The sequence below is a fragment of the Pseudomonas sp. JR33AA genome, assembly GCF_021378985.1.
Taxonomy (GTDB): Bacteria; Pseudomonadota; Gammaproteobacteria; order Pseudomonadales; family Pseudomonadaceae; genus Aquipseudomonas; species Aquipseudomonas alloputida.
Map to the genome: position 1 here is coordinate 99696 of NZ_JAJSAW010000009.1, position 15713 is coordinate 115408.

At 62.1% G+C, this 15713-nt stretch carries 16 protein-coding genes and 1 pseudogene; 5 read left to right on the top strand and 12 right to left on the bottom strand.

Translation table 11 applies throughout. From position 1 onward, the window contains the following. The first annotated feature begins 77 nt into the window (after positions 1–77). Together LVS58_RS16230 and LVS58_RS16235 are read left to right on the top strand one after the other, a co-directional pair. The gene (locus LVS58_RS16230) at positions 78–1286 is read left to right on the top strand and encodes an MFS transporter (protein ID WP_233691922.1); all 1209 of its coding nucleotides are present in this window, start codon (positions 78–80) and stop codon (positions 1284–1286) included. 121 nt (positions 1287–1407) lie between these two features. Beyond that, entirely contained in the window at positions 1408–2013 is a 606-nt protein-coding gene (locus LVS58_RS16235; RefSeq protein ID WP_233691923.1) for a TetR/AcrR family transcriptional regulator, read from the top strand. Between the two features lie 136 nt (positions 2014–2149). Here LVS58_RS16235 and nhaA read toward each other — a convergent pair whose 3' ends face one another. The 6 genes and pseudogenes from nhaA to LVS58_RS16265 all read right to left on the bottom strand — a co-directional run bounded on the left by nhaA (position 2150) and on the right by LVS58_RS16265 (position 7954). Further along, complete coding sequence (gene nhaA, locus LVS58_RS16240; protein WP_233691924.1) at positions 2150–3511, bottom strand: Na+/H+ antiporter NhaA; 1362 nt, start codon at positions 3509–3511, stop codon at positions 2150–2152. A gap of 192 nt (positions 3512–3703) precedes the next feature. Continuing rightward, positions 3704–4091: pseudogene (locus LVS58_RS16245) on the bottom strand (potassium transporter TrkG); the annotation flags it as partial. 180 nt (positions 4092–4271) lie between these two features. Continuing rightward, complete coding sequence (locus LVS58_RS16250; RefSeq protein WP_003251131.1) at positions 4272–4913, bottom strand: 3-oxoacid CoA-transferase subunit B; 642 nt, start codon at positions 4911–4913, stop codon at positions 4272–4274. Positions 4914–4921: 8 nt separating this feature from the next. After that, the gene (locus LVS58_RS16255; RefSeq protein ID WP_003251128.1) at positions 4922–5617 is read right to left on the bottom strand and encodes a 3-oxoacid CoA-transferase subunit A; all 696 of its coding nucleotides are present in this window, start codon (positions 5615–5617) and stop codon (positions 4922–4924) included. Between the two features lie 395 nt (positions 5618–6012). Further along, positions 6013–6198 (bottom strand): hypothetical protein, encoded by a 186-nt coding sequence (locus LVS58_RS16260; protein WP_233691925.1) that lies wholly within the window; start codon positions 6196–6198, stop codon positions 6013–6015. 850 nt (positions 6199–7048) lie between these two features. Next, positions 7049–7954 carry a LysR family transcriptional regulator gene (locus tag LVS58_RS16265; RefSeq protein ID WP_233691926.1) on the bottom strand — a complete coding sequence of 302 codons (906 nt, stop codon included), beginning with the start codon at positions 7952–7954 and terminating at the stop codon, positions 7049–7051. Positions 7955–8052: 98 nt separating this feature from the next. On the opposite strand from LVS58_RS16265, the gene LVS58_RS16270 reads away from it, so the two are divergent. After that, positions 8053–8814 (top strand): sulfite exporter TauE/SafE family protein, encoded by a 762-nt coding sequence (locus LVS58_RS16270; RefSeq protein WP_010954755.1) that lies wholly within the window; start codon positions 8053–8055, stop codon positions 8812–8814. Position 8815: 1 nt separating this feature from the next. On the opposite strand, the gene LVS58_RS16275 is transcribed toward LVS58_RS16270, so the two are convergent. From LVS58_RS16275 to LVS58_RS16295, 5 genes are all read right to left on the bottom strand, one after another. After that, a complete protein-coding gene (locus LVS58_RS16275; RefSeq protein WP_233691927.1) occupies positions 8816–10240 on the bottom strand; it encodes a GGDEF domain-containing protein in 1425 nt (474 codons plus the stop codon). A gap of 138 nt (positions 10241–10378) precedes the next feature. Next, entirely contained in the window at positions 10379–12208 is a 1830-nt protein-coding gene (locus LVS58_RS16280) for an SLC13 family permease (RefSeq protein ID WP_233691928.1), read from the bottom strand. A 125-nt stretch (positions 12209–12333) separates the two neighbouring features. Then, the gene (locus LVS58_RS16285; RefSeq protein ID WP_003251091.1) at positions 12334–12726 is read right to left on the bottom strand and encodes a glycine zipper domain-containing protein; all 393 of its coding nucleotides are present in this window, start codon (positions 12724–12726) and stop codon (positions 12334–12336) included. Positions 12727–12799: 73 nt separating this feature from the next. Continuing rightward, the gene (locus LVS58_RS16290) at positions 12800–12985 is read right to left on the bottom strand and encodes a hypothetical protein (protein ID WP_004577263.1); all 186 of its coding nucleotides are present in this window, start codon (positions 12983–12985) and stop codon (positions 12800–12802) included. Between the two features lie 189 nt (positions 12986–13174). Next, the gene (locus tag LVS58_RS16295; RefSeq protein WP_176682321.1) at positions 13175–13465 is read right to left on the bottom strand and encodes an RcnB family protein; all 291 of its coding nucleotides are present in this window, start codon (positions 13463–13465) and stop codon (positions 13175–13177) included. Between the two features lie 118 nt (positions 13466–13583). Between LVS58_RS16295 and LVS58_RS16300 the strand changes: the two genes are divergently transcribed. Next, on the top strand, positions 13584–13934 hold the full coding sequence (locus tag LVS58_RS16300; RefSeq protein ID WP_233691929.1) for a hypothetical protein: 351 nt from the start codon (positions 13584–13586) through the stop codon (positions 13932–13934). A 181-nt stretch (positions 13935–14115) separates the two neighbouring features. Continuing rightward, a complete protein-coding gene (locus tag LVS58_RS16305) occupies positions 14116–14937 on the top strand; it encodes a class I SAM-dependent methyltransferase (RefSeq protein ID WP_233691930.1) in 822 nt (273 codons plus the stop codon). On the opposite strand, the gene LVS58_RS16310 is transcribed toward LVS58_RS16305, so the two are convergent. Continuing rightward, positions 14938–15705, bottom strand: a complete 768-nt coding sequence (locus LVS58_RS16310) for an SDR family oxidoreductase (protein ID WP_233691931.1) — start codon at positions 15703–15705, stop codon at positions 14938–14940. Positions 15706–15713 lie beyond the last annotated feature (8 nt).

Genomic DNA, 15713 nt, shown 5'->3' on the forward strand with positions numbered 1-15713 from the left:
GGTTCTAATCATACGAGCTGCATGTATTTTGCCTTGAGCGTGATTGCCCAAAGGCCTTTCGATAAGGAGAGTCGAGCGTGTTCAGTACCTACCGCGAGTTGTTCCAGGCCAGAGGCGCCAAGGGCTTCGCCTTGGCCGGCCTGTTGGCCCGGCTGCCGTTGCCGATGACTGGTATCGGGATCATCACCCTGTTGTCGCAGATCACCGGCAGTTACGGCCTCGCCGGTGCGGTGGCGGCCACCTTCGTGCTGACCTATGCGCTGATGTCGCCACAGATCTCTCGCCTGGTCGACCGCCATGGCCAGGGCCGCTTATTGCCAGCCGCAGCAGGGCTCAGCGTGCTGGGCATCCTTCTACTGCTGGCTTGCAGCTATTGGCGGCTGGCGGACTGGACCCTGTTCGTCGGGGCCGCGCTCGCCGGCTTCATGCCTAGCATGTCGGCGATGGTGCGTGCGCGCTGGACCGCGATTTACCGCGGCAAGGCGCAACTGCAGACAGCCTACTCGCTGGAAACCGTTCTTGATGAAGTCACCTTTATTGCTGGCCCGCCGATTTCGGTGGGACTGAGCGTGGCGGTACTTCCGCAGGCCGGTACATTGGCTGCTGCCGTCTTCCTGGCGATCGGCGTGTTCGCCTTGGCGATGCAGGCCGGCACCGAGCCGCCAGTAGAGGCCGATGCCGGCAACGGGCAAGACAGCATGTCGGTGTTCAGGCTGGCCGACGTACGCCTGCTGACCTTGCTGATGGTCACTATGGGCTTGATCGTCGGTACGGTCGACATCGTCAGCGTGGCATTCGCCAAGCAGATGGACATGCCGGCTGCGGCCAGCATGGTGCTGTCCTGTTATGCCATCGGCTCCTGTGTCGCGGGGCTGGTGTTCGGTGCCCTGAAACTCGATACCCCGCTACACAAGCTGCTACTGCTGGGCGGGTTGGCGACCGCGGCGACAACATTGCCGCTGCTGGTGGTGGGAAACATCATCGGGCTGGCCATCGCCGTGCTGGTCGCGGGCCTGTTCTTTGCCCCGACCATGATCGTGGCGATGTCGCTGGTAGAGCGCATCGTGCCCGAAAGCAAGCTGACCGAAGGGATGACCTGGTTGCTAGCCGGTCTCAACGTTGGAGTTGCCGGCGGTGCCGCAGCATCAGGGCAGGTGGTCGATGTGGGGGGTGCCCAGGCCGGATTCAACGTGGCCTTGGCCGCTGGGGCCGCAGTGTTGTTGGTCTCGCTTTGGGGCTACCAGCGCATGCGCGACCGAGCCCGTCAGGCGTCATATTCGATTTGATCGGCTTCAGGCCTGGTGCAGACGGCTTGTCAGTGCGCCTCGCGCCCAAGACAATGCATGCCAGCGGTATGAATACTCGCATACGCCCACCCCATGCCGCGTGAACACAAGGAATAGCTGGATGGTTCGTCGTACCCGCGCCGCAATGCAAGAAACCCGAGCCCTGTTACTGGCCACCGCCCGCCAGATGTTCAGCGAGCAGGGCTATGCACACGCCTCGATGGATGATCTGACCGCCCGGGCGGGTTTGACGCGGGGGGCGTTGTACCACCACTTTGGCGACAAGAAGGGGTTGCTGGCAGCCGTCGTCGAGCAACTCGACGCTGAAATGGACGAGCGCCTGCGTGCCATTACCGAGACCGCCGAGAACGCCTTGGACGGCTTTCGCCAACGCTGCCACGCCTACCTGGAGATGGCGCTGGAACCCGAAATCCAGCGCATCGTGCTGCGCGACGCCAGAGCGGTGTTGGGTGGCGGCTCGCGTGAGGCCCAGCGGTACTGCATAGAGTCGATGCGCCAGTTGATCGACAACCTGGTGCTGCAGGGCGTTTTCGTCGAGGCGCACGCTCAAGCGCTGGCTGCGTTGATCTACGGCAGCTTGGCGGAAGCAGCCGTGTGGATCGCGGAGGCCGAAGACGGCAATGCACGCCTGGCGCAGGCTGGCAAGGCGTTCGACCTGCTGTTGCTCGGGGTGCTAAAGCGGCCAGCAGACTCTACGGAGGTGTGACTGGGCGCGACAGTTCCGCCCTGTTGGGAGGCTCGTCCCTCAGGGCATTTTCCGCTACGTGACTACCCGTTAGAACGTCGGTTTCGCCAGCGATCCGCTTGCCCAACTGCAAGGGATCGCCAGTCCCGGAATGTGGCTAGGTGGGCGAACCTGCTTGGGTAGCAGGCGCTGCGCTACGCAGGCTCCACACCCCCCAGGTCAACCCCAGCACGGCCGCGATCAATGACGCGGAAAGTACGCCGAGTTTCGCTGCCCCGAGTGAACCTGGATCGACGAACGCGAGGTTGGCGATGAAGATCGACATGGTGAAACCGATGCCGGCCAGCAGCCCGACCAGGATAATGCTACGCCAGTTGACCTCGGCGGGAAGCACGCACCAGCCCAGGCGCACCATCAGCCAACTGACGCTGACAATGCCCAAGGGCTTTCCTGCTACCAGGGCGACCGCCACGGCGATCATGACCCACTGGGGGCCTTGAACGGACAGGTCGACACCCGAAAGGCTGACCCCGGCGTTGGCCAGGGCAAACACCGGCATGATGCCGAAGGCTACCCAGGGGTGCAGGGCGCCTTGCATGCGCACCACCGGCGGCAGCAGTTCGCGCTGGGCCAGGCGCAGTCGTTTCAGCGGGTCCATGAGGTCGCTGGCATCCTGCTCAGGCGCCTTGGCGCGTCCCAGCAATTCGCCGGTGAAGCGGGTAATGGCATCCAGCGGGCGCTCACGCATCGGCATTGCGGTCACAGGTGTCATCAGGCCTAGTACAACGCCTGCGAGGGTCGGGTGGGCTCCGGTCAACAAGATGCCCAGCCAGACGATCGCACCGGGAATGACGTAGGCGAAGGCTGACCCCACACCGATCTTCTGAAGCCCGATCACCATGAGCAGGCCGATCAGTGCTACGCCGAAACCGGTGTAATCAAGGCCGCCTGAATAGAAGAACGCGATGATCAGGACTGCGATGATGTCATCGATGATTGCCAGGGCGAGGAGGAATACACGTACGTTGGACGGGATCGCCTTGCCGAGCAGTGCCAATACGCCCACCGCAAAGGCAATATCCGTTGCCGTTGGCACTGCCCAACCTTGTTGGTCTGCCGACGTGTGACCAAAACTCAGGTAGAGGAGTGCGGGCACGACCACACCGCCGACAGCGGCTGCCATGGGGAGCGTGGCTTGGCGCAGGCTGGAGAGTGCACCCTCGTGGATTTCGCGGCGGATCTCCATGCCCACGACCAGGAAAAAGATGGTCATCAAACCATCATTGATCCAGAAATGCAGGGACTGCGAATAGACATGCGAGCCCACGCCGAACGTCAATGGCGTATGCCAAAGGGCTTCATAACTGTCGGCAGCCGGGGAATTCGCCCAGATCAGTGCAGCGACTGCGGCAATCAACAGAACGATGCCGCTGACCGCTTCAATGTGCAAAAAGCGTTCGAGGTTGGCGAAGGCGCGCTCGGCCAGTTTCTGGGCGCGAGGTAATTCTCTTTTATGCATAGGCGCAGGTACTCCCGCATGGCGGCCCGACCTGCGCTGTTTTTTAACCTGCCCCACTGCACTGCGCAGCTGGCACCCGTGTGGTAGTCTACCGAACAACTACCCGCAGATGAACAAAAAGTGCCAAACCCTTAGGCGCGGCATGCGGGTAGTCCAGAGGTCTTCTGGCTGATTGGTTGTACGACCTCAGGCCTAGAATCGCCAGAAGGCCGGCGAGACCAGTACCAGTACGGTGAGGATTTCGAGCCGTCCAAGCAGCATGCCAACCGTCAGTAACCATTGCCCGTGGATGGATCAACTGTTTCAGGCTGCTGACGAGCAAGGCAGCGGCCACCTGGAAACGGAATATTTTCAAACCGCCAGCGGTGGAGCCCGAGCACCCACCGACAAACGTGAGGTAGAAGAACAGCATGATGGCGAAGCTGCCCCAGAGCGTGTAATCACCCAAGGCAACGCCTGTGGTGGTCACCACCGAGGTCACATTGACCGCAACGACTCGAAACGCATCCCACCAGGCCAGATCGCTGTGCAAGCAGAGCCAGGTGCCGACCGTGAGCCAGACGAAGACGAGAAACCCAATGCGGTAATGTCGATTAAAAAGGCGTAAAGTCGTGGGCGGCAATGTTTTACGCCGCTATCTGGCTCTCGCTCGATAGCTGGAAAGGCTGCCTCAAGCACCGCGTGCTCCCTGCTCGCGGCGCTTGTGCGGCACTGTTGGACAGTGCCACACAGGGCATGGAAAGCTCTAAGGCTTCCTGGATCACTTGATCAGGGGCACGCCACTGAGCTTCTGCAGCTCGTCAAAATCGATGTCCGCGCAGATCTCGACCACCTTCAGCCCTTCAGGTGTCACTTCCAGTACCGCCAGATCGGTGTAGATACGGCTGACGCAAGCAATACCGGTCAGCGGGTAGGTGCATTCGGGCACCAGCTTGCTTTCGCCGGTCTTGGTCAGGTGGTCCATCATCACGAACACCTGGCGGGCGCCGGTGGCCAGGTCCATTGCACCGCCTACGGCCGGGATCGAACCTTCGGCGCCAGTGTGCCAGTTGGCCAGGTCGCCCTTGACCGACACCTGGAAGGCGCCCAGTACAGCGATGTCCAGGTGGCCGCCACGCATCATCGAGAACGAGTCGGCATGGTGGAAGAAGGCACCACCGGTCAGCAGGGTGACGTGCTGCTTGCCGGCGTTGATCAGGTCATCGTCTTCCTCGCCCGGCGCAGGGCTTGGGCCCATGCCCAGCAGGCCGTTCTCGCTGTGCAGGAACACTTCCTTGTCGCCCAGGTAGTTGGCCACCAGGGTCGGCGCGCCAATGCCCAGGTTTACATACGCGCCTTCCTGGATGTCTGCGGCCACGCGTTGGGCCATCTCGGTGCGGGAGAGCTTTTTGGTGATGGTCATGGCAGGCCTCAGACAGCTTTGGCAATCGAAGAAGCGGCAGCACCGGTGACGGCGACCACGCGCTGGACGAAGATACCCGGGGTGATGATGTGTTCCGGGTCCAGTTCACCAAGTTCGACGACTTGGTCGACCTGGGCGATGGCGGTCTTGGCAGCCATGGCCATGATCGGGCCGAAGTTGCGGGCGGCCTTGCGGTAGGTCAGGTTGCCCCAACGGTCACCCTTGTGCGCCTTGATCAGTGCGAAGTCGGCGTGCAGCGGCATTTCCAGCACGTACATGCGGCCGTCGATCTCACGGGTTTCCTTGCCCTCGGCCAACAGGGTGCCGTAGCCGGTTGGTGAGAAGAACGCACCAATGCCGGAGCCTGCGGCGCGGATACGCTCGGCCAGGTTGCCCTGCGGGACCACCTCCAGTTCGATCTTGCCGGCCCGGTACAGTTCGTCGAACACGTAGGAGTCGGACTGGCGCGGGAACGAGCAGATCACCTTGCGCACGCTGCCCGCCATGAGCAGGGCGGCCAGGCCGATCTCGCCGTTGCCGGCATTGTTGCTGATGATGGTCAGGTCGCGGGCACCGGTGGCAATGAGGCCATCGATCAGCTCGGACGGCATGCCAGCCGTACCGAAGCCACCGACCATGATGGTCGAACCGTCGGTGATCCCTTCCACCGCGCTGGCGATGGACTCGTACGTTTTATTGATCAAGGCGAGCTCCTGGTTGTTCCTGGAGTTGTGGTTGTCGGGCTGGCCGGAGCGCGTGAAGCGATGGGGCCTGTCAGCAGTTGAACTGGCTTGCTGACTTTCGCTATAGCGTGCCGCAAGATAGGGCAACAGTAGAGAGGGTTTGGCTGAATTTGTGCGATTATCGAACTGTTGTGCGATCTGCGAGCAGTTCTGGAGGCTATTTGTCTCAGTTCAGATGAATGCCTAAACCCCCCTCATTTTGCCCTAGGCTGGCGCAGTGGTCGGGCAGCCAGGAGGCCAGCGTAAGCAGCTGCTCCAGGCGCTGGACAAGTTGCAGAAGCTGGAGGGGCAGTTCGAAGTCAGCGATGCTGGCGAACGAGGCGTTGCTGCCGATCAGCGATTTCGGCTCCTGCAGGTCACTGCAAGGTGTCGGGCTTCAGGCTATCCGGAAGTTGCCGAATGACCTCCTCAAGCCGCGCGATCGGCCCAGTGAGTTGATCCGCTTCCTTGTCTTTGCCTTCACCTCTCAGGCGCTCACGCGCAATGCGCAGTTCAAGCAGATTTTTCTGCAACTTCAGTGCAGAGGTTTTGAACGAGTCCATGCTTTTCTCACGCTGTAGGCTTCCTTGCCGTTGTAGGAAAAATGGACCGTAGCAGCTCGAATTTGCCGAAGAAACTGATGTTTCATACAGGCAAGGCTCATTGCTACGTCCTTTCCTACAGGGTGCGGTAAACAATCCTACAAGCCGTGTTTCAGATCGTGTCCTCGCAAGCCTGCTCAATCTACCGTATTGGCTGGGTTCGGGAGCTTTCGAGGGGGCAGCTGACTCAACGTAGGTACTGCGCAAAGCTGGAGGCGTGTTTAGAAACTTCATGTATCAATTGCCCGCCCGCGAGCGACACGTGCTCAGCGTCAACCACTGCGGCTGAATCCAGCCCAGCGGCATCTGCGCATCACATCTGATCCGCTTTTTTTCCATAAACCTGAATCTGTAACCGTATCAGCCCAGGCTCGACAATGTGCCCATTCCCGCATCACAACTGTAGAGGTTCCAATGGGCAAGCTGGCGCTGTTCCTGGGTGGTTTTCTGCTGCTGACCATTCTGATTGGTATTCTTGGCACCATTCCGCCAAGCTGAGTTCAACTGCGTTTTCCCCTGCGCGGCCCGTTCATTTCAAGCGACGGGCCCACTCTATCGGCAAACGGCCGGTCATCTTTTTCATCGCACTGCTGGGTCAGCATCAGGTGCAAGTCATTCTCAGGGCAGGCGTGGATCTAGCTGGCCAAGTTGGCTGATTCGACCTTTCTGCTTGTGCGATAAGTCGTTCTTTACGCTCGGAAATCTGTCCACAAAAAACGTGGGTAGGTCTGTGGATAAAGTGCTGCAAGCCAGATCCGCGGCGGGCTCTGTTAAATTGAGCAGAAAATGAACAGTTGTTTTATGGCCTGTTTCAGCGGGGCGGGCCGGCTCGGCGCAGGGCTGTCAGCAAGTCACGTACCCGGGTCGGCAACTCGCCTGCAGGGTATACAGCATGCATTTGTGGGTCCTGGCCGCTGCTGGACGTCAGGCGGTACTGCGGGCACACCCGCACCAGGCGGCCGGCCTTGACCTGTGCTTCGCCCACCCAGGCGGCAAGGCGGGCGATGCCGGCGCCGGCCAGGGTGCTGTGGTACACCGCGCCTCCCGAGCCCAAGCGAAGCCTGGGCCTGGGGCGCAGGCTGGTGATCTGGTCATCGTGGCAAAAGTGCCAGGCTTTGAGGATGCGTGGCGCGGTATGCAGGATCAAGGTGTGTCCATCCAGGTCTTGCGGGTGTTGCGGTGTGCCAGCCAGGGCCAGATATGCCGGGCTGGCATACAGGTGGCGCTGGTAGGGCCAAAGCGGGTAGCCGATCAGCTCGCTCGATTGCGGGAAGGCACCGCGCACCACGAAATCGAATTTACCTTGCAGCGGGTCAAGGGCTTCGTCGCTGTACTGCACGTCCAGGGTCACATGAGGGTGGCGGCGGGAAAACTCGGCAAGCACTTGCGGTAGCACATGCTCTCCCAGCAATTGCGGCACGGCAAAGCGAATCCAGCCTTGGGCGCTGCCGCTGAGCGCGGCCAGTTCATCGGCGGCATCGCGTTGCACATCCAGCAAGCGTTCGGCATGCGGCAGCAAGCGCTCGCCGGCCTCGGTCAGGGTGACGGCGTTGGCGCTGCGGTTGAGCAGTTTGCTTCCCACATTGTCCTCCAGGGTTTGCACCGCGCGTGTAACCGCGCTGGGTGAACGTCCCAGAGCGCGGGCGGCAGCAACGAAGCTGCGCTTGTGCGCCACGCTGACGAACGCCTGGATTTCCCGCAGCATGTCCAATGCCATTGCTTGTTCCTCGTTGCAGTTATCGCAATATGGCATTTCAACACACGTGTACCACTTTGATTAGCCTTGCAGGCGTCTTCACTGCCTGGAACCGCGTCATGATGGATATTGCTGTGCTTTCTGTGTTCGCCTTCGCCGCTGGGTTGATCGACGCCGCGGTGGGTGGCGGCGGGTTGATCCAGATCCCTGCCTTGTTCAACGTATTGCCTTCCGCGCAACCGGCCGCATTGCTCGGCAGCAACAAACTGGCGTCTGTGTGCGGCACCGCCTTCGCGGCCCGCTCGTTCATCCGTAAAGTGACGCTGGATTGGGGCTTGATCGTACCGGCGGCACTCAGTGCCTTCGTCATGTCGTTCGCGGGGGCCGCCACGGTGTCGCTGGTACCCCCCAGTGTGATGCGCCCGGCAGTACTGGTGCTGATCGTGCTGATGGCTGTCTACACCTTCTGCAAGAAGGACTTCGGCACCTTGCACACACCTGCGCAGGTTGGCCGCAAGGAGCAGTGTCTGGCAGTGCTGATCGGCGGTGCTATCGGCTTCTACGATGGCCTGTTCGGTCCAGGCACCGGCAGCTTCCTGATCTTCCTGTTCATCCGCTTTTTCGCCCTGGACTTTCTGCACGCCTCGGCTTCGGCCAAGGTGGTGAACATTGCCACCAACCTGGCGGCGCTGGTGTTCTTCGTGCCGACAGGCAACGTGCTGTACGCCATAGCCTTGCCCATGGCGGTGTGTAACATCCTCGGCGCGCTGACCGGTACCTGGCTGGCGGTACGCAAGGGTGCCGGTTTTGTCCGCGGACTGTTCCTGGTGCTGTTGTGTGTGCTGATCGCCAAGCTGTCGTGGGACTTGCTGGCTGGCTAGTTCAGATGACCAGACGCTGGACTTCGGCCTGTTCGACGCGGTTGCGGCCCCGGGCCTTGGCCCGGTACAGCGCCTGGTCGGCACTCGCCAGCAGTTCGTCCAGGCTGGGGACCGGCAGGTCTGCGTCGCAGCCTGCCACACCGATACTCACGGTAATCTGCAGGCGCTGGTCGGCCTGTACCACGTGCAGGTCCTGGATGGCGCGGCGCAGGCGTTCGGCGGTGAAGTTGGCCCGCTCTGGGGCGAGTCCAGGCAGGATGACAACGAATTCTTCACCCCCCAGGCGTGCTATCAGCTCATCGTTGTGCAGCTGGTCCTGGAGGGTGCTGGCGAATTGGCGCAGCACCTGATCACCGACTGCATGGCCGTGGGCATCGTTGATCGACTTGAAGTGGTCGATGTCCAGCATCATCAGGGTCAGCGGCAGCGCCTGGGCGTGCTGCTGGCGGCTCTCCAGCAGCGCGTTGGCGCGGCGTGTGAAGGCGCTGCGGGTGAGTACACCGGTGAGGTGATCGACGGTGGCCTGGTGCGCCAGACGGGCCATGAGGCTACGGTTGGCCTGACTGACGCAGGCCACCACCAGCGGCCCGAGCACCAGCATGGCGATGCCCAGGCGCGCCGACATCAGTGTGGTAACCCCAGGTTCGCTCTGCGGCACGCTGAAATGCATGAGGTTTTGCGCCACGGCCACGATCAGCGTACTGCCGGCTGTGAGCGTCAACAATGAAACCAGGAACGGTGAGTAGGTCCAGGCACACCACAGTAACGCGGCAATCGGGAAGGCAATGGCCCCAGGGCCACCAAAGGCGATGCTGAATGCCAGCGAGGCCAGCAGCACCAGCAACGGCGCCAGGCGGATGGGTTGCGCGCCGCCGCGCACCAAGGCCCGCACCGAGGGCGCTGTAAGCAGCACCGGCAGCACCAGCACACCGGTCGAGAACTGTTCGCTGAACCAGGCTAGCCAGGTGGCGCGCAACGACTGTTCGAACCAGGGTGCGGCCATTACCGCTGCCATGCTGGCCGCCACCATGGCAGCGGCGGCACAGGCGGCGAACACGCTAAGCACGCCATGCGGGCTGCGCATGCGCCGGTGCACGCGTGGCAAGCGCGACATCAGCTGCCAGAGGGTGACCACCACGCCAAGATTGCACAGGTTGAACCACAAAGCCGGCCCCCAGGCGCTGCCACACAGCAGGTCGGCCCCGACCATGGCCAGCCACACCAGGCAAAAGCCCGTAAACGTGGCTTGACGGGGGTAGCGCAGGAGCACGCCGGCCAGTACCGCATTCACTGGCCAGAACAGCGACAGCGATTCGATCGGGCGTGCCAGGATGCCGCCCAGGGTAAGGGCGAAGGTCACGCCAAGTACAACGACATAAGGCAACACGCGCGATTGGGCTGGGAAAACCATGAACTCGACCGGCAAGCGGAAACGAAATCCAGGACAACGCGATGGAGCACCTGGGACAATTACCCGCAGTGTGTTGGGTCAGGATGGTTGATGTCAATCTGCCGCGATTGGTTGCGATAATGTCAAATAGCCGCTATTCCTGGCGGCTTTTCCTCACAGCCCGAAAAACCACGGCACCATCACGACGGTAACCAGCATCACCAGCACAGTGAACGGCACGCCAATCTTGACGAAGTCAGCAAAGCGGTATTGCCCGGGCCCAAGCACCAGCGTGTTGACCGGTGATGACACCGGCGTCATGAATGCCGCCGACGCGGCCAGCGCGACGGTCATGGCGAACGGGTAGGGCGACATGCCCAGCTGCGCCGCAGTGCTTACGGCCACCGGTGCCATCAGAACGGCGGTGGCGGTGTTGGAAATGAACAGCCCGATCACTGCGGTGACGGCGAACAGGCAGGCAAGAATGGCGCTGGGGCCGGCACCCCCCAGCACGTTCACCAGCCCACTCACCGCCAGGTCGATGCCGCCGGTTTTCTGCAGCGCCTGGGCGAAAGGCAGCATGCCCACGATCAGCACCAGGCTTTGCCAGTGGATGGCGCGGTAGGCGCTGTTCATGTCAATGCAACGGCCTGCGCCCATCAGCAGGCAGCCGATCAGTGCTGCAATCACATTGGGTACGGCGCCGCTGACCATCAGCCCGACCATTACCGCCAGGCTAAGCAACGCTTGCGGCGCGCGGGTGCGGGCTGGTGCCACCAGGTCGATCTCGGCGGGCAGGCTCAGTACCAGGAAGTCTTTGGGCTTGCTTTGCAACTGGCGTACTGCCTTCCACGGGCCCACCACCAGCAGGGTGTCGCCAAGGCGCAGCTTTTCTTCCACCAGTTGTTCTTCGATAGCGGCCTGATCGCGGCGCAGGCCGACCACGTTGAGACCATAGCGGGTGCGAAACGCCAGTTCGAGGATGCTCTTGCCGATCAACTGCGAGCCGGGTGGCAGCGAGACCTCGGCCATTCCCAACTCCTGGGACTGGTCGATGAAGTAGGCGGCCTTGAAGTGCAGCGGCTCCAGTTGCATCGTTTGGCACAGGCTGCGCAGGTCGTCATGCTTGGCGAACAGGTCGAGCAGCAGCACGTCGCCCTGATGCAACACGGTACCCGAGTCGGCAGCGATCACGCGCGTGGTGAACTTGTGCTGGCGCTCGATGCCGATCACGTTGGCGCCGTGTCTGGTGCGCAATTTCAGCTCGCCAAGGTTGTGGCCGATCAGCGGCGAATGAGGGCGGATGCGCAGGCGTCGTTCACGGCCGTTGAGCTTGTAGTCCAGTACCAGGTCCAGCAAGGTGCGGCGGCTTTCCACTCGGCCGTCCTTGCGCACTTCACCGTTGAGCCAGTGGCGGGTCAGCAGCATGTAGCCGATGCCCAGCACCAGCACCACCAGGCCGAACGGGGTAAAGCTGAAGAAGCTGAACCCCGCTTCGCCATGGCGTACCAGCTCGCTGTGCACCACCACGTTGGGCGGTGTTGCGACCAGGCTGAGCATGCCGCTGATGAGGCCGGCAAAAGCCAGTGGCATCATCAGGCGGCTGGGTGAGAGCTGCAGGCGCGCCGCGATGCTCAGCACCACCGGGATAAAAATGGCCACCACGCCGGTGGAGCTCATTATCGACCCCAGCCCGGCCACCGCCACCATCAGCAGTACCAGCAGGCGTGCCTCGCTATTGCCGGCCCGCTCGCTCATCCATTCGCCGATGCGATAGGCAATGCCGGTGCGGACCAAGCCTTCGCCAATTACGAACAGGGCGGCGATCAGCACCACATTCGGATCGCTGAAGCCGGCCAGCGCCTGTTCCACGGTAAGGATGCCGAGTAGCGGCAGGGCGAGAATCACCAGCAGCGCGACCACGTCCATGCGTGGGCGGTTGATGACGAACAGGGCAATCACGATGGCCAGCAGGCCGAGGACCCAGAGCAACTCATGGTTCATGGGGAGGGGGTGTTCCTTCACACGGGGGCACGATAGACAGTAGCAGTCAGTGTGCCAGCTTGTAGTGAAGGAGGTGTTGATGTGCTGCAACAAAAAGGGCCGCTATGCGGCCCTCCGGTCACGGGTCAGTGACGGTGGCGGTGGTGCTTCTTGCTGCCGCGGTTGTCGTCGCCCAGATGGTTGCCGAGGGCACCACCGGCCGCGCCGCCCAGGCCGGCACCTACGGTCGAACCGGTTTTGCCGCCTACTGCGCCGCCCAGCAGCGAGCCGCCTGCCGAGCCCAGGCCACCGCCAATGGCGGCTTCGGTACGGTTGCCCTTGCGCGCACCGACAGCGCTGCCGGCTGCGCCGCCAACGCCGGCACCGATGGCTGCGCCGGTCTTGCCGCCGAGCTGTTGACCGACAACGTTGCCCAGAACACCACCCAGGCCACCGCCAATGGCGGCAGTACCGTCACCGGCGAAAGCGCCCTGGCACAGCAGCAGGCCGAGGGCAAGGGAAGGCAGAGTCAGACGCATGATACGAACCTCAAAGGAATCATCAGGATAAGTTGCCGCGCAACGGGCGGCAGGTCAGGGCTGAAAAGACGCTTCAGCGGTAGTAGCGGTCACCGCGGTATTGCCGATCGTCATCGTCGTCGCGGTCATGGCGGTGGTGGTGGCGATGGTCACGGTCGCGGTCACGCCAGCCGTCGTCATCATGATAGCGATGGCTATGGCAACCTGCGGTCAGCAGGACAACAGCAACCAGAGAAAGGCTTGCAAGACGCGTGAGCACGATATAGGTCCTTGATCCGCATGGGTTTACGGGGCACCTTTTAAGACTGACGCCGATCGATTTGGTTTCCCGGGCGGGCAAAAAAATGTGCTTCCAGCGATCACGCCTGGCGTATCGACGCGTTCCAAGCGGACTTGGCCGGCGGCGAGGTGCTCCGCAATCGGGGCACCCTGGCCAGGGCGTGTTGAATCAGGATGCCGGTTGAATCGCCAGCACCACGCCATTGGTGATCTGCACCAGCACGTAATGCTTGCCCATGCGCACCCAGTGGCTTTCCTTTTCCGGTTCGGGCAGGCCCTTGGCTTTCCAGTCCTTGATGGCTTGGTCATCGCGTTTGTACTGGTCCGGGGCCTTGTCGCCGACGTTCAGTTCACGGTTGTGGGTTTCGGGGGCGGTGATGCTTTCTTCGCTCGAAGGGGCGGCGCTGACGCTCAGAGGCAGGCAAGGCAGTGCGGCGAGTAGCAGGTAGTGCAGTTTCATGATGCATTCCTCGTGATGGCATGTCTTATCTGCGACAGCGGCAAGTGCGTGGCAATTCACTCGGGATGCCTGCCAGTGCTAGAGTCGCCTTCTTTTTCAATACCCCCGAGGATGGAACATGCGTGCGATTCTGCCGTTGGCTGCGGTGCTGATGCTGGCCGGTTGCGCTTCTGCGACCATGGAAACGGCACGTGGCGGCAAGCCGACTGCGCAGCTCGACTCGCACAAGGCGCCAGAGCTGGTTGCCCAGTGCATCCAGTTCAGCTGGCAGGAAGAGAACGTGTTCGGTGATGACGCCAGCGGCTACCTGGAACCGCGCAAGCAGGGCGGTTTTACCGTGTTCACCCGTGAGGCCGAAGCGTTCGTGGACGTTTACCCGCAGTCGGGCGGGACGCGTGTGGATTACTACGCGAAGCAGAACGACGGCGTGGCCCTGCAGCGCCGAGCGGCTGCTGCAACCTGCCTGTAACGGCGGGCGCCTGTACGGGCGCTATCGCCGCTCGTGCATGGGCCCGTGCATGCAGGTATCGAGCAAGGCAGTTGTTGCCACAGCAGAGGTAAGCGGGGCTTTACACTTTTTATCAAGACAGTTGCGTCGCAGGGCGCGCGGTGACGGCTAGCATCAGGGGCTTCCACGCAAGGACGACGCCATGGACCATTCACTGCAACTCAACCGCATCAGCTGGGATGAGCGTGCCCCGTTGCACGCTGCTTCGAAGGACTACGAAGTCGAACGCCTGGTCCAGCAACACGGGCACTTGTCCGAGATTGTGCGCTTCGACCTGCCATTGCTCGGTGACATCGACGGGCTTGTTACGGTCCACTTGCAGTGCCACATCGGCACCGACACCCTGTCCCTGGCGCGCCTTGGCGCCAAGGTTTGCGGCCTGGATTATTCCAAGGCTTCCCTGGCCGAGGCACGGGCATTGGCCGAGCGTTGCGCGCTGCCCATCCCGTATGTCGAGTCTGACGTCTATGCCGCCGACAAGGTACTGCCGGCGGGTACTTTCGACCTGGTCTATACCGGTATTGGCGCGCTGTGCTGGCTGCCCCGCATCGAGCCGTGGGCGCGCACCGTCGCCGCACTGCTGAAACCGGGTGGGCGGCTATTCCTGCGCGACGGGCACCCGATGCTGATGGCCGTCAACGAAGATCATCAGGACCGCCTGCAGCTCGAGTATCCGTATTTCGAGCACGAAGCGCCGACGGTGTGGCACAACGACCAGACCTACGTCGAAACCGATCAACGCCTGGCCCACACCGAAACCCACGAATGGAACCACGGCCTGGGTGAGGTGATCACTGCCTTGCTGGCCCACGGCCTGCAGCTGACAGCGCTGGTCGAGCACCAGAGCATCCCCTGGGAGGCGCTGCCGGGGCAGATGGTCAAGGGCGAAGACGGTGAATATCGCCTGCGCGAGCAACCTGCACGCCTGCCCCTGAGTTACACCTTGGTCGCCGTCAAAGCCTGATCAGGACAGGAACCCACCGTCGACATTGAGCGCGGTGCCGGTGGTGTAGCTGGAGGCTTCGCTGGCCAGGTACAGCACCGCGCCGGCCATTTCCTTGGGGTCGGCCACGCGCTTGAGCGGGATCTGCTGCAAGGCGGTGTTGAGGATGGCGTCGTTCTTCACCAGTGCCGAAGCGAACTTGGTGTCGGTCAGCCCCGGCAGTAGCGCGTTGCAGCGAATACCGAAGGGTGCACACTCTTTGGCGAACACCTTGGTCATGTTGATGACCGCCGCCTTGGTCACCGAATAGATGCCTTGGAACAGCCCGGGTGAAACACCGTTGATCGACGCCACGTTGATGATGCTGCCGCCGCCGTTCTCGCGCATCAGCTTGCCAGCCTCCACGGACATGAAGAAGTAACCACGGATGTTCACGTCCACGGTCTTCTGGAACGCACCTGGGTCGGTGTCCAGCACATTGCAGAATTGCGGGTTGGTGGCTGCATTGTTGACCAGCACGTCCAGTCGCCCGAACTGTTCGCGAATGCCGGCGAACACCTGCTGAATCTGTTCCAGCTCACCAATGTGGCAGGCCACGGCCGTGGCCTTGCCGCCGGCGGCAATGATGGCGTCGGCCACCTGCTGGCACCCGTCAAGCTTGCGGCTGGAAACGATCACATGGGCCCCTTGCTGCGCGAGCAAGTGGGCGATGGCCTCGCCGATGCCTCGGCTGGCGCCGGAAACAAAGGCAATCTTGCCGTCGAGGTCGAACAGGTGGGTCTTGGACATGCTGTTTT